This is a genomic window from Pyxidicoccus trucidator, assembly GCF_010894435.1.
Classification (GTDB): Bacteria; Myxococcota; Myxococcia; order Myxococcales; family Myxococcaceae; genus Myxococcus; species Myxococcus trucidator.
Map to the genome: position 1 here is coordinate 1 of NZ_JAAIXZ010000008.1, position 23315 is coordinate 23315.

A 23315-nucleotide genomic window follows, 5' to 3' on the forward strand; every position below is an offset into this window, starting at 1 on the left:
GGCTCGACGCTCTTGCGCTCCCCGTCTCCCAGCAGGCCCATGGCATAGAGGGCGAACGAGCCACGCCGGCTCTCCTCGCCGAGCACGTCGCCGATTCGCTGGAAGTACCTCTCAAGCCGCTGCACGGTAGCGGCATTCATGATGGAGTCCATACCTACTTCATGAGTAGGACGCCGGGCGCACAACGCAATGGTAGCCAAGGGCGCGCAGCCCTCAGTCGCTCGCTCCCCCGCATACCCCTGACGCAGTAGTGCTAGCCACCGCCTAAGCGCGCTCCTGGAACGCGTGGAACTGGAACGGGTGTGGGCCGGGCGGTCCATCCGGATCCCGGCCGCGTCGCTGGAGGCGCTTCTCGCCCGGGGGCGTCGCTGGCGCGTGGCCGGTGGTTCCCGGTTCCTGGCCCTATAGCGGGAACCGAAACCGGACGAGCACTGCGCCTCGTCATCCCGTAAACCGAGGCCCGTGGGAGGCTGACGTGTGCCCCATCGGGCTGCACAATGAGTGCACCGGCGTGGCGCACAGTTCCTGGGCTCCTGTCAGCGGCTTTCCTCTGACTCTCAGCTCCAATCCGCTGTCCTCAACAGTGCCCCAATTTCTCTTATGCGCTGACCGCGTCGATTTCCTCGTGTACCCAAGGTCCCCGCCGAAGGCGGAAGCCGGAATGTCACCGACTGGTGAATCGCGAACCCGTTGCGGTACAGTCAAGACGCTGGTTGAAATACGAACAGGGAGTCCAGCCATGCCTCAATCTATCTTCCTCAGCTACGTGTACGAAGACCACAATCACCGAGACGATGTCATCCGCTGGTGCCAAGGGGGACGGTTGGGCTCCAACATGGTCACGGTGACGGAGAGTGAGGATGTAAGGCACCTGGGACAGACCGCCATCGAGAACCATCTGAAGCCCAAGATCCGGGGCGCTTCTATTGTACTCTGCCTAGTGGGCCAGAATACGCACAACCATGACTGGGTGCGATACGAGTTGGCGGTCGCCACCTCGCTCAACAAAAGGGTGTTCCTGGCGAGGATACCAGGTACTACTGGCGCTCCCCCCCAGGGCTTTGGACAACTCCTCCCCATCCCGCTGAACCCGGAGGCCATCGCCAAGGCCCTGGCATGATGACCTGAGCAAGGTCTCCAGGGAACGCTGGAACCTCGGTTGAAAGGAGCGCGGCGGCATGAGTGACTCAAGTGAGGACAAGCGCAAGCACCTTGAGTTGATTCAAGGGGTCATCAACCGGATGACGAGCAACTCCTCAAGCCTTAAGGGCTGGGCCGTCACGCTCGTCGCGGCACTCTTTGCGCTCTCATCGCAGGACGCGGATCAGCGCTATGCGTACATCGCACTTCTGCCTGCCTTTGCCTTCTGGATGCTGGACGCCTACTACCTTCAACAGGAGAAACTCTTCCGCGATCTCTACAACGACGTGCGGCAGAAGCCGGGTACCGACTACTCCATGGACACGAGCGGCTTTGCCAGGGAGAGCCTAAATGAGGCTGCGGCGCGCCCGGCGTTGGCGGCGTTCTATATTCCACTCCTGCTCGCTGTCATCGGCGTGCTGGTCTTCATCAACCTCAAGAAGGGAGCCTGACATCACGCAACCCTGTCTCGCTCAAGGAATGCCGAGATCCGCGAAGAGCTGCTTCATGACGAGCGGATAGGACTTGAGCTTCATCAAGTCGGAAGCACGAATGTCGCGGTGGTTTCCGGAGAATGCGCCCGGAGCCCCGGAGAGCAAGTCCTTCGCCGCAGGGAAGGATGCATCCCCAAGAGTCCCTGCCCTCATTAGTCCTTTGACCGGGTGAAGTCTGGTGGGCAGTAGCGGAACTTCGCTCGGGCCTTCGGCACGGTGAAGAGCCAGCGGATTCGGACCCGCTGGCGATTAGCCCACCTCGCCCATGCTCCCGTTTCGCGGCGGAGCTTATCGAGAGTGGGGATGCGTCGCTTGCCCAGACACTGACGTGAGAGAAGGGAAATCTCCACCTCCGCTTGGTTGAGCCAGCTTCCGTGCACAGGCGTGTAATGCACGGTGAATCGGCGCCAGAGCCGCCGACCTGCGCGCACCCCATACCGAACCTCGAGAGCGCGGCGGCTGTGGGTGCTGAGGTTGTCCATCACCAGGTGGATGGTGTCCGCGTCCGGGTACCTGTTCGCAATGTCCTGCAGAGCCTCGGCAAACGCCGGACTCTTCCTGTTCGGTGTCGCCTTCACGAAATGCCAGCCGGCCTTTGGCTCCACGGCACAGAAGAGGTTGGCCGTGCCGCACCGAAAGTAGGCGTAGTCCCGGCGTGCCTCGCGCCCGGGACATGCTGGTGAGGCAGGACGTACCCACTCCAGCAGCTGTACTGGTCTCTCATCGAAGCAGATGACGGGTTCAGTAGGACAGAGCGGCCGCTGGTACAGCTCCAGCACGTTCTCCATGCGCTCGGCGTACTGGGCGTCCAGCTCGGGCACGCACCACATTTTTTTCTCGCCACGGCATCAAGTCATGGCGCAGGAGGAGTTCGCGCACGGTTTCCCGGCCGACCTCCGGCACGATGCCCCGACGCACTGCCTCGTGCGCAATGAGACGCACCGTCCAGCGGGCGCGGCCCTCGGGTGGCGGTGCGCACACCATGGCCACTACCTCGCTGGCCTGCGTCTCGGTGAGGCGTCGTGCCGCACCTGGCCTGGGCCTCTCACGCAGAGCCGCGGCGAGCCCCGCCTCACGGTAGAGCCGCCGGACGGTGCGCACCGTGGTTTCGGTGACGCCCACCGCTTCGGCCGCGCCTACCACCGTCCACCCCTCAGACAGCAGTTGCAGCATCCGCGCTCGCCGCAACACCCGCACCGACTCCCGCCCCCGGTGCGTCAGCGCTTGCAGCGCTGCCCTGTCCGCCTGCTTCAGTTTCAACCCTCGGCTTCGCGTGTGCGCCCTCATACCTGGGCAACACGCGGGAGTTCGCGAGTTAATCTCCACCCGGTCAAAGGACTAGGGTGCCGTCTTGGACGGTTGGTGGGACGTCAGTCGGTGACGTCGGAGAAAGAAGGTCTCACCATGCCGCACGAACATCGCGGATGTTCTTCTCCACGGAATTTCGTTCGCCGAAGAAACACCATGGTTCGAACCATCAGGGTTTGACGCCTAGCGGGCGCCAGTATCGCTGATCAATCTCAGCCGGCTGGGCCTCGGGTCGGGCGAATCGTTCCTCCCGCACCGAGATCTCAAGATGACGGTGGAAGAGTGCGACGTAGTCGAGATCGTTCGACAGGTCTGGGGCGACCACCGGCAGTCGCTCGGCCACCTTCAGAACGGCTCCGCCCGTCGAAACCACGGGTACCACCGCCGCGTTCGGTTGGAGGCGATGAAAGAGTTCGAACTCGTCGATGATCCCACCCATGCCGCCGATAAACACCGCAGCCTTGAACTGGTGCTCGGTGAACATCCGCTCCCGCATTTCGAGGAGGCTCTTTTCTCGATCCTTCTCGACGTCGCCAGTATAGGTGACGTTTTGGAATCGCTCGTTGTCCTCGGGGAACTCGTCTTGAAAATGGCGCGACTGATATAGGCGCACCCACCGACCGTAGTCGACCCCGATGTTTTCTGCGACCACCCAAATCATAGGAGTGATAGCGGGATGGCCGCCCCAAATCAGAAGCCTCCGGCCGAGCGTCACGTGGACGAGTGCGGAGACTGCGGCGGTAATCGCGACGGTGTCGGCGGTTGCCGCGTACTCGGGGCCGCACTTCGGGTCGGGAACGCCGGCTGAGAGAAAGATCGCCTCAGTCATGCTCAACTCTCCCAAGCCGCAAGCGACCATCCGGCCTCCGAGACCTTAATGGCGCGAACAGCCCGGATGTTCTCATCCAGCCACTTCAGATGTGCGTTCCAAGCGTCGCGGATGCCGATGTGGTCGTAGACGAGCACTGGAACTTCCCGTTGGTCGGCCCGCTTCGCCTTCTCCGCGACATCGTTGAGGACCTCGGCCGTCGGCACGCCTACAACGGGATAAGCCCAGATCTTCCGGTCATCGAGCAGACGCACGGCAATGGCGCGGTGAGCTCCAATCCCTTCGACGCTGGCACCGATCTTCTCGACGTCCGCGCGCAGCTTGCCCGTAATAGACATGTAGCGAGCCGCGATGCTTCGGCTTCTCAACCGTTCCACGCCAAGCACGATCGTATCCGCTGTGGCGGCAATAATCGGACCATCGGGCCCTTCGAGTTCAGCGCTGTCCAAGTAGATCGTTTCGGCAAGATCGGTCAGTTTGCTTGGCTTGTGCTCGGGCCAGATCACCCGAAGCACTTGGATCTCCTTAGCGCGAGCGCGACCAATCTCTTGGCGCGTCCAGCGGCTGTCGAAGTAGGTCGGCGTGTCCAGCATAACCATGACGTCAGAATCGACCAGCCGATGCCAGAGGACATCCTGGAATGGATCGCCGGGCCGGATGTCGTGCGTGTCGAGGAACACGTCGAAGCCGTGGGCCGTCAGCATATCGTGCAATTGCAACGACGCAGCGCGTGACTCCACGCGTCGGTAGCTCACGAACACACGACGTTGCCGCCGGAGGAGCCCGACGCACTCAAGCATCGCCGCCGCCAGCTCGGCCATCTCAGGATCGTTATTCCGGCGGCGCAGCCCGTTCACGGCATGCAGGAAGCCCGGGACGTGAGTACTGAAATCGCCTCCGCTCCCGATTGTCGGGATGATGGGAGCGCTCGTACGCACCACCTCACTCGCTGCCTCCAAATCCGTCTGGTCGGCCCCACCGAAGTAAGCCGCCGCGAAGGCGGAGCGCTTGTCTCGTCCGGCAAGCGTATCGGCGTTGTGGACGACCACTTCCGCGCCGAGCGCGAGCCCAAAGTCCGCCACCATCTTCTTAATGGTTCCCGTGAGCACCGCCCGCTCCTGCGGCGATACTGCGCCCAAGATGGCTAGTTCATAGATACTCACGACGCGTCAACGCCCAGCGGCCTTCGCGGCTGCTTCGATCCAAGACAGCATGTTGGCATAGCCATTGTCGCGCACCCAATCGTAAGTCTTGTAGAGGGTGGACAACGGTACATCGCGCCCGTTCTGATTGATCGTCAAGTAGTCGAGCGGGTTCTTCCCCTGCACGTCCACTCCATGCTGCGGATCCTTCACGTTGTGGATGTCAATCGCAAGCAGTCCCTTACCGAGTACGTAGCTACGCTTGATCTCGTGCCGCACCCAAGGACGTTCGTAGGTCTCCGCACCGAAAAGAACCACCGTTACGGACGTCCCATTGAGTTGCTCCTCGATCCACTTCTCAATGCCGCCGGCGCGCTTCTTCACCTCCTCGAACTCAGCCTTGTCGTAGAAGGGCTGCGCCTCGCCTTCTGGACGAACGACCCACGAGTTTCGAACCTGCACGACGCGCCTCACGTCACGGTCGTAGTGGAAACTGAAAAAGACCTTTCGAGCCATATGCGCCTCCGTAGAACGCCTTAGCCTATATCAGAGCCGGCAGCGCCTGTAATCCTACAGCCGGAGCATGGACGGATAGGGACTCTGTTGAGGGTGGCGGGCTGAAGCAGAGGGGGCGAGGAGGGCCGCTGACTAGGCCGTCCGAGCCGTGTGCCGGGTCGGTGGAGTGGCCGCGCAGCCCCTTGGGGTACACGCCTGTCCAGGCCGCGCTTCCATCAGGTGCGTGGCATGGGGCCTGGACCTCCTGGGATGGGAGGGGCTCGGGGATCGCATTCACGCACGGATATTGTGGAGCCTGCGGAATCCCGGGCTGAGGAGACTTCGGCTACCGCTGCTCGAACAGCAACAGCCGCTATACCGGGGCCGCCAACCAGTCGCGGGCCCTCACGTGAATGGACAAGGCGCTGCGCTGCGCCACCTGGTGACGCGGCGACGTCACGCGCCGCCGCCCGTTTCCGCCCTCCTCCGGGCTGAAGTATCCTTCGGGGCACTGGCTCACGTCCGAAGCGCAGCGCAACCGCTCCTTCGCCGCCGGGGGAGAAGCAAGAGGATGGAGCGGATGTTCGATGTCTTCCTGTCCCACAACGGCCGCGATAAGCGAGCCGTCGAGGAACTGGCGAAGCGATTGAAGGAAGTGGCCCAACTCGAACCCTTCCTCGACAGATGGCACCTCATTCCGGGCGCACGCTGGCAAACCGAGCTGGAGCAGGCCCTGGCCGAGTGCCCCTCGGTGGCCGTCTTCCTTGGCGAGTCCGGCGTCAGCCCCTGGCAACACGAGGAGCTGCAGTTGGCCATCATCCACGCCGTTCGCACCCGGGACGAGTACCGCGTCATCCCCGTCCTCCTGCCCGGCGCCAGACCCGAGGACGTGAAGGGGTTTCTCGCCCAGCGCACCTGGGTGGACTTCCGCTCGGGCCTCGACGACGCCGACGCCTTCAACCGACTGGTGGCCGGAATCAAGGGCCAGGCGCTCGAGGGCGATGCGTACCGATTGCCAGATGAGCCCGCGCCCTACCGGGGGCTGCTGCCTTTCGGCAGGGAGCATGCGCGCTTCTTCTTCGGCCGTGACTCCGAAATCCAGACCGTGCGCGACAAGCTGACGCAGCACCCCTTCGTCGTGGTGGTGGGGGCCTCGGGCGCCGGCAAGTCCTCGCTCGTGCTGGGCGGCGTGCTGCCACGCCTGGAGGACGCCGCGACGGAGTCGGGCCGCCCCCTGCGAATCCAGGTGATGACACCTGGAGACCAGCCCCTACGAGCCCTCGCGAACCAGCTCGCCACGCTGGTGCCTCCTGAGGCCAGGCTGGTCACCGCCGATGAGCTCACCCACCGCCTCGCCACTCGGACGGAGGCCTTCCGCAACGCAGTGGACACCCTTACCGCCGAGCAGCCGGGCACCTTCCTCCTGGTGGTGGATCAGCTCGAGGAGTTGTTCACCCACTCCGCGCAGGAGGAGACCTCGAAGGACGTCGCTGCCTTCGTCTCTACCCTGCGGGAGGCCGTCGAGAAGGGTCGAGACTCCATCCGCGTCATCGCCACCCTGCGCGCGGACTTCTTCGAGCGCTGCCTCGGCCTGCCTGTGCTGCGCGCCCTCATGCAGGACCATCAGGTGCTGCTGGGCAACCTGGGGCCTGAGGCGCTGCGCGACGCCATCGTCCGCCCCGCGCAGGCCGTTGGGGCCTTCCTGGAGAAGGGCCTGGCGGGCACCATCCTCAAGGACGTGTTGCAGGCGCCGGGCACGCAGCCCTTGCTGGAGCACGCCCTCTACGAGTTGTGGCGGGCCCGCCAGGGTGCCTGGCTGACGCTGTCCGCCTATGAGACGAGCGGGGGAGTCTCGGGTGCGCTCCAGCGGCGCGCGCAGTCCTGCTATGAGGCGCTGAATCCCGAGGAGCAGGAGATTGCTCGACAGCTCTTCCTGAGACTCACCGCCCTGGGTGAAGGTACTTCCGATCCCGATACACGACGGCGCGTGGCGCGCGGCGAGCTGTACTTTCCAGGCATCGCCCCCGAGCGTGTCGAGCACGTGCTCCAGGTGCTGTCGGGGCCGGAGACACGTCTGGTCACCGCGGATGGGGACACCGTGGAGGTGGCGCACGAGGTGCTCATCCGCGAGTGGCCCACGCTGCGCGGTTGGCTCAACAAGAACCGGCGGGAGCTGCGAGTCCACCGACGCCTGACGGAGGCGGCCAACGAGTGGGAAAAGCGTCGGCGCGACCCGAGCTACCTGTACACCGGCTCACGCCTGCTGGAATCCGAGGAGCACTTCGCGAGCAGTCCCAGGCCCATGAACCAGCGTGAGCGCGACTTCTTGGAAGCGAGCCTGTCGCACCGTGACGCACAGAAACGGGAGCAGGACAGGCGCAAGCGGCAGGAAGTCCGGCTCCTGCGCCTACTGGCCGTGGTTCTGGCGGTTGCCACAGCAGGCATCTTCGCTTCCTGGCAACGGGCGCGGCAGGAGCGGGACAAAGCCCACTCGCGAGAACTGACATCGCAAGCGTTACTAAGCGTCAAGGCGTCCCCACAGCAAAGCCTCCGCCTCATTCAAGAGGCATGGAACATCGATCCAAACGCAGATATCGCAGGGGCATTGTCTGCGTGGAGTCGTGAACCAGGACTGGCCGTTTTCGACCACTCCGCATCGGTGTTTTCGGCCGCATTTAGCCCTGACGGCTCTCGCATCCTTACCGCCAGCCATGACAGGACAGTACGCATTTGGGATGCAGCTACCGGCGCCCCCCTGGTAACCCTTCCCACCTACATTGACTATCTTGACATGTTGATGGCAGCAGGTTTCAGCCCTGACGGCTCTGGCATCCTCACCGCCAGTTCGAATGGCACAGCGACTCTTTGGGATTCAACCTCTGGAGTCGCCCTCGCCACCTTCTACGGTCACTCCGACGCATTGAGGGCAATCAGCTTTAGCCCCGATGGTTCCCGAATCATTACCGCCAGTCAGGACCGCACTGCGCGTATCTGGGACGCAGCCACGGGAAGAAGAGTCGCTATTCTCCGTGGCCACTCCGACGCGGTTGTAGTGGCCGGGTTTGGCCCCGATGGCTCCCGTATCCTCACAGCCAGCTACGACGGCACTGCGCGCATCTGGGATGCGCTCAGCGGCACTCCCCTCATCACGCTCTCCGGTCACAACGGGCTAATATTCGCGGCCGACTTCAGCCCCGACGGCTCCCGTATCCTCACAGCCAGCGGTGACAAGACGGCACGCGTGTGGGATGCGGCAACCGGCAACCTCCTCGCCACGCTCCATGGTCATGAGGGAGGAGTAACGGCGGCCTCATTCAGTGCAGATGGCTCACGCGTCCTCACTGCAAGCCTTGATGGAACAGTGCGCATTTGGGATTCGTCCACCGGCACATTTCTCTCCAGTCTCCTCATTCACACAGAACGCGCCACCGTAAGGATAGTGGCAAAGTTCAGCCCCGATGGCGCCCACATCCTCACCGCCACCAGCAAGGACGGCACCGCACGCCTTTGGGACACAGTCGCTGGCAAGCCCATCTCCACCTTCTCTCAACACTCTGGGCCAATAAATGCTGCCGCATTCAGCCCTGATGGAACTCGGATCATCACTGCCAGCGAGGACGGTACCGCACGCCTCTGGGTAGCCGCGCCCGATAAAGCTTCCTGTATTCTCGATAGCCACTCCGGCGAAGTATTTTCAGCGGAGTTCAGCCCAGATGGCTCGCACGTCCTTACTGCCAGTGACGACCATGCTGCGCGCATTTGGGACGCGAACTCCTGTAAGTCACAGGCGCTCCTCACCGGTCACTCCGATATGGTGAGAACGGCCAGGTTCAGTCCCGATGGCACTCGTATCGTCACTTCCAGTAACGACAAGACAGCACGCATCTGGAGTGCATCTACCGGAAAGATCATTACAATTCTCCAAGGTCACGACGACGCGGTGTGGTCAGCCGAATTCAGTCCCGATAGCACCCGCGTCGTCACCACCAGTCATGACAGGACAGCACGAATATGGGATGCAGCCACCGGCAGACTCCTTACTCTGATAACCACACGCTCCGACCCTGATGATGCAATTTGGGTGGCCAGGTTCAATCCCGATAGCACACTCGTCATCACTGCCAGCAATGATAAGACGGCGCGCATCTGGGATGCATCCAGCGGAAAGCTTCTTGCCGTATTGTCTGGTCATTCTGGCCAAATAGGCACAGCCGAGTTCAGCCCTGACGGCGCGAGAGTCCTCACTTCCAGCAGTGGGGATGGCACGACGCGCCTTTGGGATACGGTTTCCGGCAAGCCCCTGATAATTATTTCCGGTTACCTTGGCCTGACGGGGAAGGCCTGGTTCAGTTCTGATGGCTCCCGAATTGCAGCCATCAGCACTGACGGAACGGCGCGCGTCTGGAACGCAGCTGCCGGGAGCCTCATCGCCACACTTTCCAAGCACTCCGGCCAAGTAATCACAGCCGATTTCAGTGCTGGCGGTAATCGTCTGCTGACTGGTGGCGTAGACGGAACTGCCCGCCTTTGGGATATAGCCTCCGGCAATCCCCTCGCCATACTCTCCGGTCATTCTGGATTTGTACGGGCGGCCAAGTTCAGTCCAGACGGGTCCCGAGTCCTCACCGCTGGCAGGGATGGGACGGCACGCCTTTGGTCGTGCTGGAACTGGGCACCTGTTTCGGTCCAGCTCTCGATGGCCTCTCAACTGGAGGCAGGTCGACCTCACACCTGCGATGCGATGCCAGGAGTTGTCTTAGGCCCATAGCAGTGAGGGTTGCCCACGCGCGTGTGCCAAGAGCAGCCCGGCGCTTCATCTCCGAGCCACCTCTTCTTGGTTGCAGCCCCCCGCGACGCCCGGTCGCCTACTTCGGGGGACTTAGCACTACTGCATCAGGGGCCCGCGGGATGAACGGGGAGACCGGGCAGGCTGCGTGAGGCGCGTCGGTAGTTGGAGCGGTGGCAGGTGGGACAGCGAGGCAGCCAGGTGGCAATCACGCGCGCCATGGCGAGCCGTACGGTGATGAAGCTGTCGTGGAAGTGGCGCTCAGGCCGGGAGCGGCTGCGTGTGGGCTTCAACCGCCCCTCGGGCCGAGGGCAGGCCTGATGCGTTCTCGGGTGTCAGCGATTTCATGAGGCGACCTCGTGAGAGAGAGGCGCGGTGCGGCAAGGCTTCGCCGTTCGGCCGGGGCGCCGTGCACCTCGAGGGCTGTGGCGGCCAGCAGCGGAGGGAGGGCCGGCGAGCCCTCATGCAGCTGGGAGGCACGCCTCCTGCGGCCTTCGTCCATGGACGAGGCTGTCGCGAAGCAGTTCGCACGCGCGTGCCCACTCAACGAGGTGGCGGCCTTCCGGAGACAGACGCGCTCTGAAGCAGGCCAGCAGGTTGAGGGCCAACGCCCGCAGCCAGGCCACCACCTCCAGGGCCGTGCGCGTCGGGCGGCAGGGCTGACGCGCGTCCTCGCCCAGAACGACGTCGAGAGTCCAGTTGTGTCGGTTCTCGATGCCCCAGTGCACCCGCACCAGCCGCAGCAGTTGGTGGAAGTTGAAGACGGTGGTGTCCAGCGAGGTGACGAAGTAACGGTAGTCCTCTTCGAGGAGGTTGTCGTCGTCATCCCAGTGCTGCTGACGCACCAGCAGCAACAGGCGCGCTCCGGGGAAGTCCACCTCGTCGGGCGCCAGCGCGTGCGTCCACAGCTCGCGCACCACCGTCTTGCCATGCGCCCGTTCCTCGGTGCGCGAGCGGGCCGGGCACTGCTTGGAGGCGATGGCCCGCATGGCGTACTCGTGAAGGGTGGGCTGGTTGCCCTTCAGCCCGAAGCAGTAGTGCTTATCCGCCTCTCGCACCAGGGCCGCATTCCGCGCGGACGTCAGCCCCGCGTCGGCCGTCACCACCCCGAAGTGCTCGCCATACGCCTCTACCACGCGGGGCAGCAACTGGCGGAAGGCCGGAGACTCTCCCTCCTTGGCGCCGAGGAATTCCAGGTCCAGGCAGGGCGCCGCCAGCGCGCTGGTGAGCACCGCCCGCAGCGCGCCCAGCCTCCAGAGTTCGCGGCCCTCCTCGTCGTTGGCGACGGCCTCCAGCGCCTCCACCTCCCCCTGGTGCGTCGTCCACAGGCTCTTGCCATCCACGCTCACCACGCCCAGGGGAAAAGGCAGGCGTGGCGTGTTCGGGTCCTCCAGCACTTGCACCGCCTGGGCCTTCAGCGTCTCGCGCAGGCCGTCCGACGACTGCTGCTCCAGCAGGCGCCAGAGCGTCGAGCCCACCACTGAGTGCGGCAGCCCCAGTCGCTTTCTCGTCCGGGCCCCCACGTCCCGGGCCAGTTGCCCGGCCTGCTTCAGCCCCTTCTTGCCCACCGCGAAGGCCGCCACCACCAGCCCCAGTAGGCCCAGGTGCCCATGACGCGTGCCCCGGGCCTCGCGCGGGTCCTTCACCCGTTCACTCCAGGGCAGGTGCGCCTGCCGCAGCACACGCCGCTGTTGTCCTCGAAGTCCACCCATGCTCGACTCCTTGGGGCCCTTGTCCGCCTTTGACCGCAGAGAGGGGCTCCTGGGGGGATGGGGCTCGCCGGCCTCATCCCTCCGCTTTTTTGACCGCGGAGCGAAGTTTCGCGTACATCCCACCCGCCAGGGTGGCGATCATCTGGAGCACCCGTTGGGTGGTGCACGAATCCGGTCTCGCCCGTACGCGCCCAACCCCGCGACCTCACGCCCCTTCTTCAAATCCTCGCCCGCGAGAACGCATCAGGCCTGGGGGCCCGGGGCGCCCACCTCTCCCTGAAACCCCTGCGCGCCGCGGGGACCCGGCTCCCCCTGCGGGCCCTGTGGACCGGACTCTCCCTGGGGGCCTGGCGGGCCTTCCCGCTGGCTGCAGCCTGCGGGCCCGATACACAGCAGAAGCCGGAGACCTGCTACCTGAACTGGAATACGCATGTGCCTCCCATGGGTGTGCGCGGCAAACTCAGTCACGGCAAGGAATTGCAAACGGAATGCAATCCGACACAAGGGCATGGGGGCAGGGGATCCACGCAACTCAAGAGGAGCACTCACCGTGCTGGGGCCCTGCCGCGGTGCGCCCCATGTCAGACCCGCCCGGTAGACAGGTTCGGGTGGAAGGAACGTTCGTTCCGCCGCACCCCCTCTCCCGAGGGGTAGCGCGAAGCGGAAGGACGTCTCGTTCGCGGCAGCCAGTCGCCCGAGGGGCGGGGAGGGGATGGGGTTATGGAGTTGCTGGAGATGTTTCACGCGATGGCCTTGCGCTATGCGGCGGGACTGCTGGCGCGGCGTGGGTACGACAACGCGCAGGCCTCGGAGCTGGCCCAGGCCATGCACATGTCGGTGGGCGCGATGTACCGGCGCTATGGCAGCAAGCTGGGGCTGGCCCTGGCGGTGCGCGAGTACACCGAGAAGACGCTCTGCTATCAGGCGGAGGTCGCGTTCCTGTTGAGCCACGGCAAGCCGGGCGTGGACTTCGCCCAGGCGTTCCTCGACTTCTGGTGGGAGCTGGCCTGGTGGGCGCTGGCGCAGCCGGACTTCTTCAACTTCACCTTCCTTCACTGGCACGCGCACGAGTATGGGCCGCACTCGCCGCCGGCTCCCGGGCCTCGGGTGGCCGGGGCGCTCATTCCCCAGCAGTCGTCCGGTGGGACGACGCGGGCGCTGGTGCGCGAGGTGCTGGAGAAGGGCGAGCGGGAGGGCGCGCTGCGACGCGGCTGCGTCCAACTGGGCGAGGGGCTGGTGTGGGGCACGCTGATGGAACTGGCTCGCACGGCGCAGCAGGGCGCGCAGGTGAGTAGAGCCGAGGTGCTCGCGTCGGCACGAGCCCTCTGGCGCGCCCTGGGCCGCCCCGAAGACTCCGGGCCGCGAGGCAATGGCACTCCTCCTCCGAGCACAGAAGAGCCTTCGCCCGGGATGCCCGGAGGCCTCGCGGCAATGTCCGGAGGCCTCGCGGCAAGGCCCGCGCCCGTCCCCATGCCAGACGGTGGCATCGACGTGGCACCGTCGCCTCGGCCGATGACGCCCGGTGGCAGCGGGCAGCGCCTCCAGCCCCAGGTACTCAGCCCTCCCTGCTCCGCGCCCGGTGACTCGGGCTTCTCACGAAGCAAGCGCCACGCGTGGAATCACCAGCATGCAGGAGGTGCCGCGGCAGTCTCGCCGCGGCACCCTCACTGCAACGGAACGGTTGCGGCCCGTCCGTGTCCTCCCTCATCCCTCGCATCCTCCCGGGCAGTCGCAGACAGCCCAGCAGACGCGGCCTGCCTTCCGACGTGGCTCGAATCAGTCCGCCGTGAAGTACAGGTTGTCCAGCACCAGCTTGTCGGCCGCCGGACCCGCACCCGAGAAGAGGGCGAAGGGCGAGTTGACGGCGTTGAGCTTGAGCCCCTTCGCCGTGTAGTCCGTCAGCGGGATGGCCAGGTGGTGCCACGCGCCGTCATTCACGTACCCGTACTTCTTCGCGTCGAGCTGGATGCTGCTGGTGGTGTCGTTCATCGCCACCGTCACGTTGGCGAAGCCGGCGTCCTCCGACTTGAGGCTGACGTGCAGCGTCTTCCACGCGTCCAGGTTGCGCGGCGTGTCCCAGTGCACGCCGAAGCCCAGCCACGCCTTGCCCGCGTGCACCACGAGCTCCGCCGCGCGGCCCTCGATGTGGTCGTCGGACGGCTCCATCGTGACGGTGTTCTCGTACAGGTAGACGTGCGTGGTGGTGTTGTCGATGGCGATGTCCTCGGAGCGGCCGCCCTCGTAGAACCCCACGCCCAGCCGGCGCTGTCCCTCCTGGAAGGGGAACGGCCCCGGCAGCCCTCCCGCGCTGGGGTCCGTGCCCGCGTCCGGACGGGCGAACGGGGCGTTGTTCTCGTAGTCCGGCGCGCCCGGCTCCGGGCGGCACGCGGCCAGCAACAGCAACAGCGCGTATGCGGGCTTCTTCATGGCTTCACCGCCCTTTCCTGGCCATCGGCCGTCTGCACCAGCACCCAGCCGCCCTGCACCGTCCCGCCCAGGTCGACAATGCCCTTGTACGCGGGCGTCAGCAGCTCGTACGGAATCGTCCCCGTGGCGTCGTACGTCACCGCGTCGGGGAAGTTGTCGAGCACGGACTGGAAGGCGCGGATGGCCTGTGCCCGCACCAGGGGCAGCTCCTCCTGGCTCGCCTCGCCGTTCTGGTACACGGCCACCAGGTCAGTGGCCGTGTAGAACTGCGCCTCGCCGTAGGGGCCTCGCGCGAGCAGCGTGGCCCACGCGTAGAACGCGGCCACGTGGTCTCCGCTGCCCTGGATCTGCCACTTCGTCTCCTCACCCGGTGAGCTGAGCGCGAAGGGGTTGTTCGGGTCCTCCAGCACCGACTGGTCCGGGTGGATGCCCACGTCCGGGCCGTGGAGCTGGAGCGTGAGCCCGTCCAGATTCTCCCCATACACATAGCTGGCGCGGTCGTAGCACCCGGAGATGCCCACCGCCGCGGCCAGCAGCAGCCACGTCTTCATACCGCGTCCCTCAGAGCGAAAGGATTGCATAGGCCCCCACCTCGAATTCGCGGCCGTCCAGGCCGTCCGCCAGGGCCATCGTGCTGAGGCCCTCCGAGTACTCATTCAGGTAGCGCACCAGGCCCCGCAGGCCGAAGCGCGTCGTCACCGAGCCCAGCACGGGGCGCTTGAGGCCATACGACAGGTCTCCACCGAGCTGGAGCGGGTAGGTCAGGTTGAACACGCGGTGGTAGTCGTAGGGGCCCCAGTTGTTCAGGTGCACCTGCGCCGTGAGGAGCAGCGTGTCCAGCAGCACCGAGCCGTCCACTCCGTAGCGGTGGACCTGCCGCGCGTCCTCACCCGGGGACTGGTTGCTGCCCACGAAGGCCGTGCCGTACAGCTTCAGGCGCCGGCTGGGGTTACCCACCATGCGCAGCGTCGTCTCCCACTCGTCGCGAGCCGGAGGCGCGGTGCCGAAGGCCACCGTGCTGCCGTCCGCGAGGGTGGCGATGCCCGCGTCACGCGACGTCGGCTGCCGGCGGTAGACCAGGTCCAGGCCCGCGGCGAAGGGCGCGTCCTCGCGCATCTCCCTGTCCCAGGACCAGAACCACGTGCCCGGCGTCGGGTCGAAGGTGAGCAGCAACTCGGCGCCCAGCGTCTCGCGGTTGTCCAGCACGCTGAAGGCTTCCGTCAGCACGCTGCGCGGCCGGAGGCCCGGGTAGTACCGCCCCGTCGTCGCGTCGTACGCGTCGCCGAGCGTCGGGTTCGGCCCGATGAGGGGCTTCTGGTAGAGCAGGTTGGGCGAAATCTGGAAGGTGCTGTTCACCTGCCACGACACGCCCGCCTGTCCGGCGTAGTGGTTGCCACGGCCGCTCTCGCGCAGGCTCCAGCCCGTCAGCACGGTGGTCTGCTCCGGGCCGCCGTCCGCGACGAGGCCGCGGAAGGAGGACTGGACGAACCAGCGCACCGCGCCCATGTCGTAGGTGAGCCGCGCCTTCGCGCCGAGCGTGTCCAGGAACTGCACCTTGTCCTGGAGCACCTCGTAGCCGCTGTTCATGTAGCTGGTGCCGTCCGTGCGCCGCGCCCAGGAGAACTCCTCACCGATGCGCTGGGGCGCGGCGAGGATGCCGCCGAACTCCAGCTCCATGGGGCCGCGGTTGTACTGGAAGCTCAGCGCCGTGCGGCGCGCCACGCGCTCGCGGATGACGGAGCTGGTCTGCTGCGACGAGCCCCGGGCGATGTCCTCCTGGTGTATCAGCGTCACGCCGAGCGGGCCGACGCTGCGCTGGTACTTGGCGACGATGGACGGGTTGGCGCCCCAGTACAGCTCGGGGCCCACCGCCACCTTGAGGCCTTCCAGGTTCTTCTTGCCGGCGAACACGACGCCGAAGGGCGCGTTGCCGTGGTAGATGTCGATGTTCGGCCCGTAGTTGGCCTCGCGGTAGAGGTTGAAGAAGTCGCCCTCCTCGCCCCAGTGGTAGTGGCCGGTGCGGTAGAAGCCCTCGAGCGCGAAGTCCTGCCGGTCCAGCTTGAACTCGGCCTGGTACAGCGCGAAGCGCTCCAGTCCCAATTGCTGGCCCACGGCCCCGTTGCCAGTGGTGGGCGGCACCTGCGAGGAGCCCACGCCCGTGGTCGGCGTCGGCTGCGTGCCCCGGTTCTCATAGAAGAGGTTGTTGAGCCGGTTTCGCGCCACGTTGCCCACGACGTTGAACGAGGCACGCCCGTACACGCCGGAGGCCGGCTGGAGCGCCAGGTCGAAGAAGATGGACTCGGTGTGGTCCGCGGCCACCTGGTTGGCCCGCGCCGTCGCGATGCTTCCGCGAGACAGCGAGCTGTCCAGCAACAGGCGCAGGTTGGACACGCGCACCGCGCTCAATTCCTCCGCGCGCGCCAGCGCCACGGAGGACTCGTAGCCCCGGGACATCTCCGTGGGACGGATGCCCGCGAAGTGCTCGCGGATGGTGTCCGCGTTGGTGGTGGGGGAGTACGGGTCCAGGCGGAAGGCCGCCTGGAGGACGTAGTAGGCGGTGCGCGGCTGCACCCGGGCGATGCCGGCCTCGTCCTCGGGGCCCAGCGCGCAGATGCCGAACCACTCCTCGTTCATGTTGTTCTGCCCGTCCACGAAGTCGGACGGGTAGCCGCCGTTGGGCCACGAGGCGGTGGTGTCGTGGACGGAGAGGTTGGCCTCCTGGCCCATCTTCCACCAGCCATCCACCCACTGGAACACGAAGCCGCCAATCGCGTTCTGCGCGCGGCCCTGGCCGTAGCTCTGCGAGTAGATTTCCTCCCACTGCTTGCGCAGGTACTCCGCCTGCGCCAGGTGGTCCTCGCGCCCGGCCTTCGCGTCATACGCGTCCGCGCCGAACTCGGTGAACATCACCGGCTTGTCCAGCTTGCGCAGCACCTCGTCGAACAAGTCGCGCGCCGACGGGCCGCGGTAGACGTTGGAGCCGAGGATGTCCAGGTCCGGGGCCAGTCGCGCAATCAGGTCGATGTACTGCAGGTCGCCGTTGGCGATGGACACCGGGTGGTGCGTGTCGCGGGCCTTGATTGTCCGCGCCGCCTCGCCCATCAGCGAGTAGAGGGACTCCGCGCGGGCGGCGTCCTCCTGGCCGGGCAGCGGCTGGATTTCGAAGCCCGTCCAGTGCAGGCCGTAGTTGTTCTCGTTGCCCAGCATCCACATCAGCACGCCGGGCGTGGCGTGGTACTTCTCCACCTTCTGCGCCAGGTCCGTGAGCAGCGCCTGGCGGTGCACCGGGTTGGAGTAGTCGGTGTTGGGCACCATGACGCCGTTGACGTTGGTGCCGTAGCGGCCCATCAGCGGGTTCACCACGGTGTAGATGCCGTAGTTCCGGTAGATGTACTCCACCCACTGCGGGGGGATGTCGTCGAACTGGCGGATGGCGTTGACGCCCATGTCGCGCAGCAGCGTCATCTCCCGCGACAGCACCGCGCGGATGAAGCCTTCCTGCTGGTTCCACAGCGAGTAGCGGTAGTTCTCGCCAATGGGCGTGTAGCCCCAGTTCATGCCGTGGATGGGGAAGTCACGCCCGTCCACCTGGAGCTTGAAGCCGCGCTCGTCGCGGTGGACGCGCACGTTGGCCACGGCGGAGACCGACACCTCCCGGGGCCGCAGCACGGGGGCAGGGGCGGCCACCGGTGCGTCGGCCGGAGGCGCCACCGGTGCGGCAGCGGCGGGGGCCGCCGGGGCTTCGGAGCCGGGCGCCGCCGGGGCGGGCTCGGTGGCCTTCGGCTCGGCGGGCGCGGGCCCGGCGGCCGTGGGGTTGTTGCTGTTGGGGCCCGTCGTCGCGGGCGCCGCGGCGGGGGCAGGCGTCTGGGACAGCGACGCCGCCAGACACGTCACGAGGATGAGGGAATTCATGCCGCCAGCTCCACGTCCAGGCCGTTGCGCGCCACCACGGCGCGGTAGAGATGAGCGCTGTCCTTGGGGATGCGCTTCTGGGTGGCGTAGTCCACGAAGACCAGGCCGAAGCGCTTCTGGTAGCCCCAGGCCCACTCGAAGTTGTCCATGAGGGACCAGGCGAAGTAGCCCGCGAGCGGCACGCCCTGTTTGATTGCGTCCAGCGACGCCTCCAGGTGCGTGCGCAGGTAGTGCACGCGCTTGGTGTCACGCACGCGCCCGTCCGCGTCGGGGCCCGTGGAGTAGGCGGCCCCGTTCTCGGTGATGTAGATGCGCTTGGGGTTGTAGTCCTTCTTCAGGCGCAGCAGCAGGTCGGTGAGCGCGCCCGCGTACACCTCCCAGTCCATGTCCGTCTTCTCCGGCTCGGCATGGACGGTGCGGGGGGCGTTCTGCGACTCGGGGATGCGGTCGCTGCGGATGATGCCGCGCGAGTAGTAGTTCACGCCCAGGAAGTCGGTGGGCGCGGCCATGGCCTCCAAATCACCGGGGCGCACGAAGTCCAGCTTCTCCGAGGCGATGCGGCCGGCGGCCACGTGGTCCGCGATGACGTCCTGCGGGTAGCCCTTGCCGTAGATGGGGTCCAGGTACCAGCGGTTGAAGCCGCCGTCGAAGGCACGGCAGGCGTCCTGGTCCTCGGCGCTGGGGGATGCGGGCTGGGCGGGGCACAGGTTGAGGGTGATGCCCACCTCCGCCTTCTTCACGTTGGCGCGGATGACGGACACCGCCTGCCCGTGCGACAGCAGCACGTGGTGGGCGGCGGCGAGCGCCTCGCTCCAGTTCTTGTGGCCCGGGGCGTGCTCACCGTTGCCGTAGCCCAGCACGCTGATGCACCAGGGCTCGTTGTGGGTAATCCACTTCGACACGCGGTCGCCGAGCACCTGGCTCACTTCGTCCGCGTACTCGACGAAGGCGCCCACCGTGTCGCGCGCCGTCCAGCCGCCCTTGTCGTCCAGGGCCTGCGGGAGGTCCCAGTGGTAGAGCGTCACCATGGGCTCGATGCCCGCGGTGAGCAGCCCGTCCACCAGGCGCGAGTAGAAGTCCATGCCGGCCTGGTTCACCTTGCCCCGGCCCAGCGGGAGGATGCGCGGCCACGCGATGGAGAACCGGTAGGACTTGACGCCCAGCCAGCGCATCGTCTCCACGTCGTCCTTCCAGCGGTTGTAGTGGTCGCACGCGACGGAGCCGTCCGTACCGTCGGCAATCTTGCCCGGCGTGGCGGCGAACCGGTCCCAGATGGACTCGCCACGTCCGTCTGTCTGGGTGGCGCCTTCAATCTGGAAGGCCGAGGTGGCCACACCCCAGAGAAAGTCAGGAGGGAACTGCCGCATCGTCGGGGACTCCTTTCGAGGCTTCAAGGTGGCAGCGGACGTGGTGGTCCGCCGCGGGGAGGTGTTCAGCGGGAAGGGTGTCGTGGCAGCGCGCGTCCGCGTGGGGACAGCGGGGCGCGAAGGCGCAGCCGTGTAGCGGCACCGGGCCCGCCGCGGCCTTCACGGGCAGCGGCGCGCGCAGGAAGTCCGCGCCATCCGGCACGGCGGACAGCAGCAGCCGCGTGTACGGGTGCCGGGGCGCCGCGAGGACTTCCGAGGTGCGGCCGGACTCGACGACCTTGCCCGCGTACAGCACGAGGATTCGGTCCGCGAGGTGGCGCGCGCTGGCCAGGTCGTGGGTGATGAAGAGGATGCCGATGCCCCGCTCGCGCGTCAGGCCGCGCAGCAACTGGAGCACGCCGCGGCGGGTGGACACGTCCAGCATGGAGGTGGGCTCGTCCGCGATGATGACGTCCGGCTCCACCGCCAGCGCCCGCGCCACCGCCACGCGCTGGCGCTGGCCTCCGGACAGCTCGTGCGGGAAGCGCCGGGCGAAGGACTCGGCCGGCGTCAGCCCCACCGACTCCAGCAGCGCGTGGACGCGCGCCTTCAAGTCCGTCCCCGTGGCGCGGCCATGGCGCAGCAGGGGGCGCTCCAGGTGGTGCGCCACGGTGTGGACGGGGTTGAGGGAGGCGAACGGGTCCTGGAACACCATCTGCACGCGGCCCCGGTACTCCAGCGTCGCGCGCCGCTCTCCGGCGAGCACCTCCGCGCCTCCGAGCTTCAGGCTTCCGCCGTCTGGCGTATCCAACCGCGCCAGCACCCGGGCCAGCGTGCTCTTGCCGCTGCCGGACTCGCCCACCAGCGCGACGATTTCGCCGCGCTCCAGGGAGAAGGACACGCCGTCCAGCAGCGTGCGCCGGGCGCGCGACAGGAAGCCGCCGATGGGGACGGTCCTCGAGAGCCGGGTGGCCTCGAGCAGGGGGGCGCTCATCGGTGACCTCCTCGGAGCGCGGCCCGCGCGGGCGCCAGCTCGTTGGCCGCGAGCGCGGCGTCCGCGAGCGGCCCGTCCGCGTCGGCGGCGGTGAGGTGGGGGAAGGACGACAGCAGCAGGCGCGTGTACGGGTGGCGCGCGTCCGTGCGCAGGCGCTGCGCGGTGTCCACCTCCACCAGCTTGCCGCCCTGGAGGATGCCCACCCGGTCCGCCAGCGCGAGCAGCAGCGGCAAGTCGTGGGTGATGAACAGCACGGAGAAGCCCAGCCGGCCCTTCAGCTCAATCACCCGCTGGAGCAGCTCCTTCTGCACCACCACGTCCAGCGCGGTGGTGGGCTCGTCCATCACCACCAGCTTCGGCTCCAGCGCCAGCGCCAGGGCAATGCCCACCCGCTGGCGCATGCCGCCCGACAGCTGGTGCGGCCAGGCATTCACCAGCTTCGGCTCCAGCCCCACCATGGCCAGCAGCTCCCGCGCGCGGGCATACGAGGCCGCCCGCGAGGTGCGCCCGTGCGCCGCCAGCGTGTCGTGGAACTGCTCGCCCAGCGTGAGGACGGGGTTGAGCGCGCTCATCGCGCTCTGGAAGACCATGGACACCTGCGCCCAGCGGAAGGCGCGCAGGGACGCTTCGTCCAGGGCGGTGACGTCCGTGCCCCCGAGAATGATTCGCCCCTGGGTGATGCTCGCGGCCGGAGGCAGCAGCCGCAGCAGCCCGTAGCCGATGGTGGACTTGCCGCTGCCGGACTCGCCGGCCAGACCGAAGACCTCGCCGGGGGCGATGTCGAAGGACACCGAGTCCACCACCCGTGATGGGCCGCGCTCCGTGGCGTACTCGATGGACAGCTCACGCACGCTGAGCAGCACGCCGGGCGGCAGCGGCTCGGCCTGCGCGGCCGTGACGACGGCCTTCACGGGGGGCGCCTTGGGCGGCTCGCGGAGCGCGGGGTTGGTCAGCTCGTCGATGGCGGAGCTGAGCAGGGTGAGCGAGAAGCCCACGAGCGCGATGCACACGCCGGTGGGGACGAAAATCCACCACGAGCGCGTCAGCAGCGCCGCGTCGTTGCCGGCCCAGTAGAGGTTGGTGCCCCACGTCACCGAGCCCACGTCCCCCAGGCCGAGGAACTCCAGGCCCACCTGGGCGCCCACGGCGTAGAGCGTGTTTCCGATGAACGACGAGCCCACCAGCGACGCCATGTTGGGGAGCAGCTCCCGGGCGACGATGCGCGAGCGGCTCTCGCCCGCCACCACCGCCGCGGCCACGAAGTCGCGGTTGGCCAGGGCCAGCGCCTCGGCGCGGAAGACGCGCGCATTCCACGCCCAGCCGGCCACCGTCAGCACCGCCACCATGCGCAGCGGGCCGGAGGGCAGGTACGCGCCCAGGACGATGGCCAGCGGCAGGCCAGGGATGACGAGGAACACGTTGGTGGTGAGCGTCAGCGCGTCGTCCACCCGGCGGCCCAGGTAGCCGGCCGTCACGCCCACCAGCGCGCCCACCAGCGTGACGAGCGCGCCCACCGCGAAGCCGATGGCCAGCGTCTCGCGCGCGCCCACCACCGTCTGCGCGAGCACGTCCTGGCCCTGGCCCGTGGTGCCGAACAGGTGCTCCCGCGAGGGTGGCTGGTGCGGCCGGCCCACGAGGTCGCTCGGGTCCATGACGAGCCACGGCCCGACGAGCGCGAGGACGAGGAAGAACAGCAGGATGCCACCGCCCACCGCGGCCTTCCGGTGGCGGAGCAGACGTCGGATGGAATCACGCATGGGCGCGGGTCCTCGGGTCCAGCCACAGGCAGACGAGGTCGACGGCGAAGTTGGCGGCGAGCACCGCCAGGGTGATGACCAGGAAGAGCCCCTGCATCAGCGGGTAGTCCTGGTTGCGCACCGCGAGGATGAGCAGGTACCCGGTGCCCGGGTACGAGAAGACGATCTCCGTCAGCAGCGAGCCGCTCAGCACGAAGCCCAGCGCCATGCCGAAGCCGGTGACGTTGGGCAGCAGCGCGTTGCGCGCGGCGTAGCGCAGCATCACCTGCCGGGGCGGCAGCCCCTTCGCGTGCGCCAGCCGCAGCGTGTCCGTGCCCAGCGTGGCCACCATGGTGTTGCGCATGCTCAGCATCCACCCACCCAGCGTGGCCACGACGATGGAGGCCGCCGGCAGCACCGCGTGCTTCGCCACGTCCGCCGCGAAGGCGAAGGACAGCGCCGGCTCCAGGTCATGCGAGTACGCGTGGCGCAGCGGGAACCACCCCAGCCCGAAGCCGAAGAGGTACAGCGCCAGCATCGCCAGCCAGAAGTAGGGGAAGGCCCCCAGGAGGGCGAGCGCGGGCGCCAGCGCCGAGTCCATCCACCCGCCGCGGTTCCACGCGGCCAGCACCCCGAGCAGCGAGCCCAGCGCGAAGCTGAAGATGACCGCGCAGCCGGCCAGTCCCAGCGTCCACACCAGGCCGGTGCCGATGACGTCCGACACGCGCGACGGGTAGTACGCGTAGGACATCCCCAGGTCCCCGGAGAACAGGTGCCGCATGTACGTGAGGTACTGCAGGTGCAGAGGGGCGTTGGTGAAGCCGAAGGCGGCGCGCAGGGCCTCCATGGCCTCGGGCTGGATGCGGCCCTCGAAGCGGGCGAACATGGCGGAGGCCGGGTCGCCCGGGGCCAGCCGGGGGATGACGAAGTTCAGCGTGAGCGAGGCCCAGGCCGCGAGCAGGTAGAAGCCGAGCCGCCGGAGGACGTAGTTCAT

At 67.0% G+C, this 23315-nt stretch carries 16 protein-coding genes and 2 pseudogenes; 4 read left to right on the forward strand and 14 right to left on the reverse strand.

Annotated features, from left to right (window positions below):
• Nucleotides 1–140: pseudogene (locus G4D85_RS50765) on the reverse strand (IS701 family transposase); the annotation flags it as partial.
• Nucleotides 141–739: 599 nt separating this feature from the next.
• Here G4D85_RS50765 and G4D85_RS22395 point away from each other — a divergent pair.
• The gene (locus tag G4D85_RS22395) at nt 740–1120 is read left to right on the forward strand and encodes a TIR domain-containing protein (protein WP_164015229.1); all 381 of its coding nucleotides are present in this window, start codon (nt 740–742) and stop codon (nt 1118–1120) included.
• Between the two features lie 58 nt (nt 1121–1178).
• Nucleotides 1179–1592: a hypothetical protein gene (locus tag G4D85_RS22400; RefSeq protein ID WP_164015231.1), complete on the forward strand. Its 414-nt coding sequence runs from the start codon at nt 1179–1181 to the stop codon at nt 1590–1592.
• A gap of 194 nt (nt 1593–1786) precedes the next feature.
• On the opposite strand, the gene G4D85_RS22405 is transcribed toward G4D85_RS22400, so the two are convergent.
• The 5 genes from G4D85_RS22405 to G4D85_RS22425 all read right to left on the reverse strand — a co-directional run bounded on the left by G4D85_RS22405 (nt 1787) and on the right by G4D85_RS22425 (nt 5429).
• On the reverse strand, nt 1787–2455 hold the full coding sequence (locus tag G4D85_RS22405) for an IS630 family transposase (RefSeq protein WP_164015233.1): 669 nt from the start codon (nt 2453–2455) through the stop codon (nt 1787–1789).
• On the reverse strand, nt 2376–2921 hold the full coding sequence (locus G4D85_RS50770) for a helix-turn-helix domain-containing protein (protein ID WP_420821717.1): 546 nt from the start codon (nt 2919–2921) through the stop codon (nt 2376–2378). Before G4D85_RS50770 ends, G4D85_RS22405 begins: the two co-directional genes overlap by 80 nt.
• 190 nt (nt 2922–3111) lie before the next feature.
• Nucleotides 3112–3771 (reverse strand): SLOG domain-containing protein, encoded by a 660-nt coding sequence (locus G4D85_RS22415; protein ID WP_164015237.1) that lies wholly within the window; start codon nt 3769–3771, stop codon nt 3112–3114.
• Nucleotides 3772–3773: 2 nt separating this feature from the next.
• Nucleotides 3774–4934 (reverse strand): toll/interleukin-1 receptor domain-containing protein, encoded by a 1161-nt coding sequence (locus G4D85_RS22420; protein ID WP_164015239.1) that lies wholly within the window; start codon nt 4932–4934, stop codon nt 3774–3776.
• 6 nt (nt 4935–4940) lie between these two features.
• Nucleotides 4941–5429, reverse strand: coding sequence for a TIR domain-containing protein (locus tag G4D85_RS22425; RefSeq protein ID WP_164015241.1), 489 nt, complete (start codon nt 5427–5429; stop codon nt 4941–4943).
• 559 nt (nt 5430–5988) lie between these two features.
• On the opposite strand from G4D85_RS22425, the gene G4D85_RS22430 reads away from it, so the two are divergent.
• The gene (locus tag G4D85_RS22430; protein ID WP_164015243.1) at nt 5989–10176 is read left to right on the forward strand and encodes an nSTAND1 domain-containing NTPase; all 4188 of its coding nucleotides are present in this window, start codon (nt 5989–5991) and stop codon (nt 10174–10176) included.
• 479 nt (nt 10177–10655) lie between these two features.
• Here G4D85_RS22430 and G4D85_RS22435 read toward each other — a convergent pair whose 3' ends face one another.
• Entirely contained in the window at nt 10656–11906 is a 1251-nt protein-coding gene (locus G4D85_RS22435; RefSeq protein ID WP_164015245.1) for an ISAs1 family transposase, read from the reverse strand.
• A 747-nt stretch (nt 11907–12653) separates the two neighbouring features.
• Here G4D85_RS22435 and G4D85_RS50775 point away from each other — a divergent pair.
• Nucleotides 12654–12785: pseudogene (locus G4D85_RS50775) on the forward strand (TetR family transcriptional regulator); the annotation flags it as partial.
• A gap of 897 nt (nt 12786–13682) precedes the next feature.
• Here the strand turns inward: G4D85_RS50775 and G4D85_RS22445 are convergent.
• The 7 genes from G4D85_RS22445 to G4D85_RS22475 are packed head-to-tail and all read right to left on the reverse strand — an operon-like array spanning nt 13683 to nt 23315.
• Nucleotides 13683–14333 carry a putative glycoside hydrolase gene (locus G4D85_RS22445; RefSeq protein ID WP_164015248.1) on the reverse strand — a complete coding sequence of 217 codons (651 nt, stop codon included), beginning with the start codon at nt 14331–14333 and terminating at the stop codon, nt 13683–13685.
• Complete coding sequence (locus G4D85_RS22450) at nt 14330–14884, reverse strand: hypothetical protein (RefSeq protein ID WP_164015249.1); 555 nt, start codon at nt 14882–14884, stop codon at nt 14330–14332. Before G4D85_RS22450 ends, G4D85_RS22445 begins: the two co-directional genes overlap by 4 nt.
• 10 nt (nt 14885–14894) lie before the next feature.
• Complete coding sequence (locus G4D85_RS22455; protein WP_164015251.1) at nt 14895–18245, reverse strand: glycoside hydrolase family 2 TIM barrel-domain containing protein; 3351 nt, start codon at nt 18243–18245, stop codon at nt 14895–14897.
• A complete protein-coding gene (locus G4D85_RS22460) occupies nt 18242–19612 on the reverse strand; it encodes a GH1 family beta-glucosidase (protein ID WP_164015253.1) in 1371 nt (456 codons plus the stop codon). Before G4D85_RS22460 ends, G4D85_RS22455 begins: the two co-directional genes overlap by 4 nt.
• Complete coding sequence (locus G4D85_RS22465; RefSeq protein ID WP_164015255.1) at nt 19593–20585, reverse strand: ABC transporter ATP-binding protein; 993 nt, start codon at nt 20583–20585, stop codon at nt 19593–19595. Before G4D85_RS22465 ends, G4D85_RS22460 begins: the two co-directional genes overlap by 20 nt.
• A complete protein-coding gene (locus tag G4D85_RS22470; RefSeq protein WP_164015257.1) occupies nt 20582–22342 on the reverse strand; it encodes a dipeptide/oligopeptide/nickel ABC transporter permease/ATP-binding protein in 1761 nt (586 codons plus the stop codon). Before G4D85_RS22470 ends, G4D85_RS22465 begins: the two co-directional genes overlap by 4 nt.
• Entirely contained in the window at nt 22335–23315 is a 981-nt protein-coding gene (locus G4D85_RS22475; protein ID WP_164015259.1) for an ABC transporter permease, read from the reverse strand. Before G4D85_RS22475 ends, G4D85_RS22470 begins: the two co-directional genes overlap by 8 nt.

Excerpts from the sequence above, each read along its gene's own strand:
- G4D85_RS22415 (WP_164015237.1), bottom strand. The coding sequence starts at position 3,771 with ATGACTGAGGCGATCTTTCTCTCAGCCGGCGTTCCCGACCCGAAGTGC.
- G4D85_RS22470 (WP_164015257.1), bottom strand. The coding sequence starts at position 22,342 with ATGCGTGATTCCATCCGACGTCTGCTCCGCCACCGGAAGGCCGCGGTG.
- G4D85_RS22450 (WP_164015249.1), bottom strand. The coding sequence starts at position 14,884 with ATGAAGACGTGGCTGCTGCTGGCCGCGGCGGTGGGCATCTCCGGGTGC.
- G4D85_RS22475 (WP_164015259.1), bottom strand. The coding sequence starts at position 23,315 with ATGAACTACGTCCTCCGGCGGCTCGGCTTCTACCTGCTCGCGGCCTGG.
- G4D85_RS22465 (WP_164015255.1), bottom strand. The coding sequence starts at position 20,585 with ATGAGCGCCCCCCTGCTCGAGGCCACCCGGCTCTCGAGGACCGTCCCC.
- G4D85_RS22445 (WP_164015248.1), bottom strand. The coding sequence starts at position 14,333 with ATGAAGAAGCCCGCATACGCGCTGTTGCTGTTGCTGGCCGCGTGCCGC.
- G4D85_RS22430 (WP_164015243.1), top strand. The coding sequence starts at position 5,989 with ATGTTCGATGTCTTCCTGTCCCACAACGGCCGCGATAAGCGAGCCGTC.
- G4D85_RS22400 (WP_164015231.1), top strand. The coding sequence starts at position 1,179 with ATGAGTGACTCAAGTGAGGACAAGCGCAAGCACCTTGAGTTGATTCAA.
- G4D85_RS50770 (WP_420821717.1), bottom strand. The coding sequence starts at position 2,921 with ATGAGGGCGCACACGCGAAGCCGAGGGTTGAAACTGAAGCAGGCGGAC.
- G4D85_RS22455 (WP_164015251.1), bottom strand. The coding sequence starts at position 18,245 with ATGAATTCCCTCATCCTCGTGACGTGTCTGGCGGCGTCGCTGTCCCAG.
- G4D85_RS22425 (WP_164015241.1), bottom strand. The coding sequence starts at position 5,429 with ATGGCTCGAAAGGTCTTTTTCAGTTTCCACTACGACCGTGACGTGAGG.
- G4D85_RS22435 (WP_164015245.1), bottom strand. The coding sequence starts at position 11,906 with ATGGGTGGACTTCGAGGACAACAGCGGCGTGTGCTGCGGCAGGCGCAC.
- G4D85_RS22460 (WP_164015253.1), bottom strand. The coding sequence starts at position 19,612 with ATGCGGCAGTTCCCTCCTGACTTTCTCTGGGGTGTGGCCACCTCGGCC.
- G4D85_RS22395 (WP_164015229.1), top strand. The coding sequence starts at position 740 with ATGCCTCAATCTATCTTCCTCAGCTACGTGTACGAAGACCACAATCAC.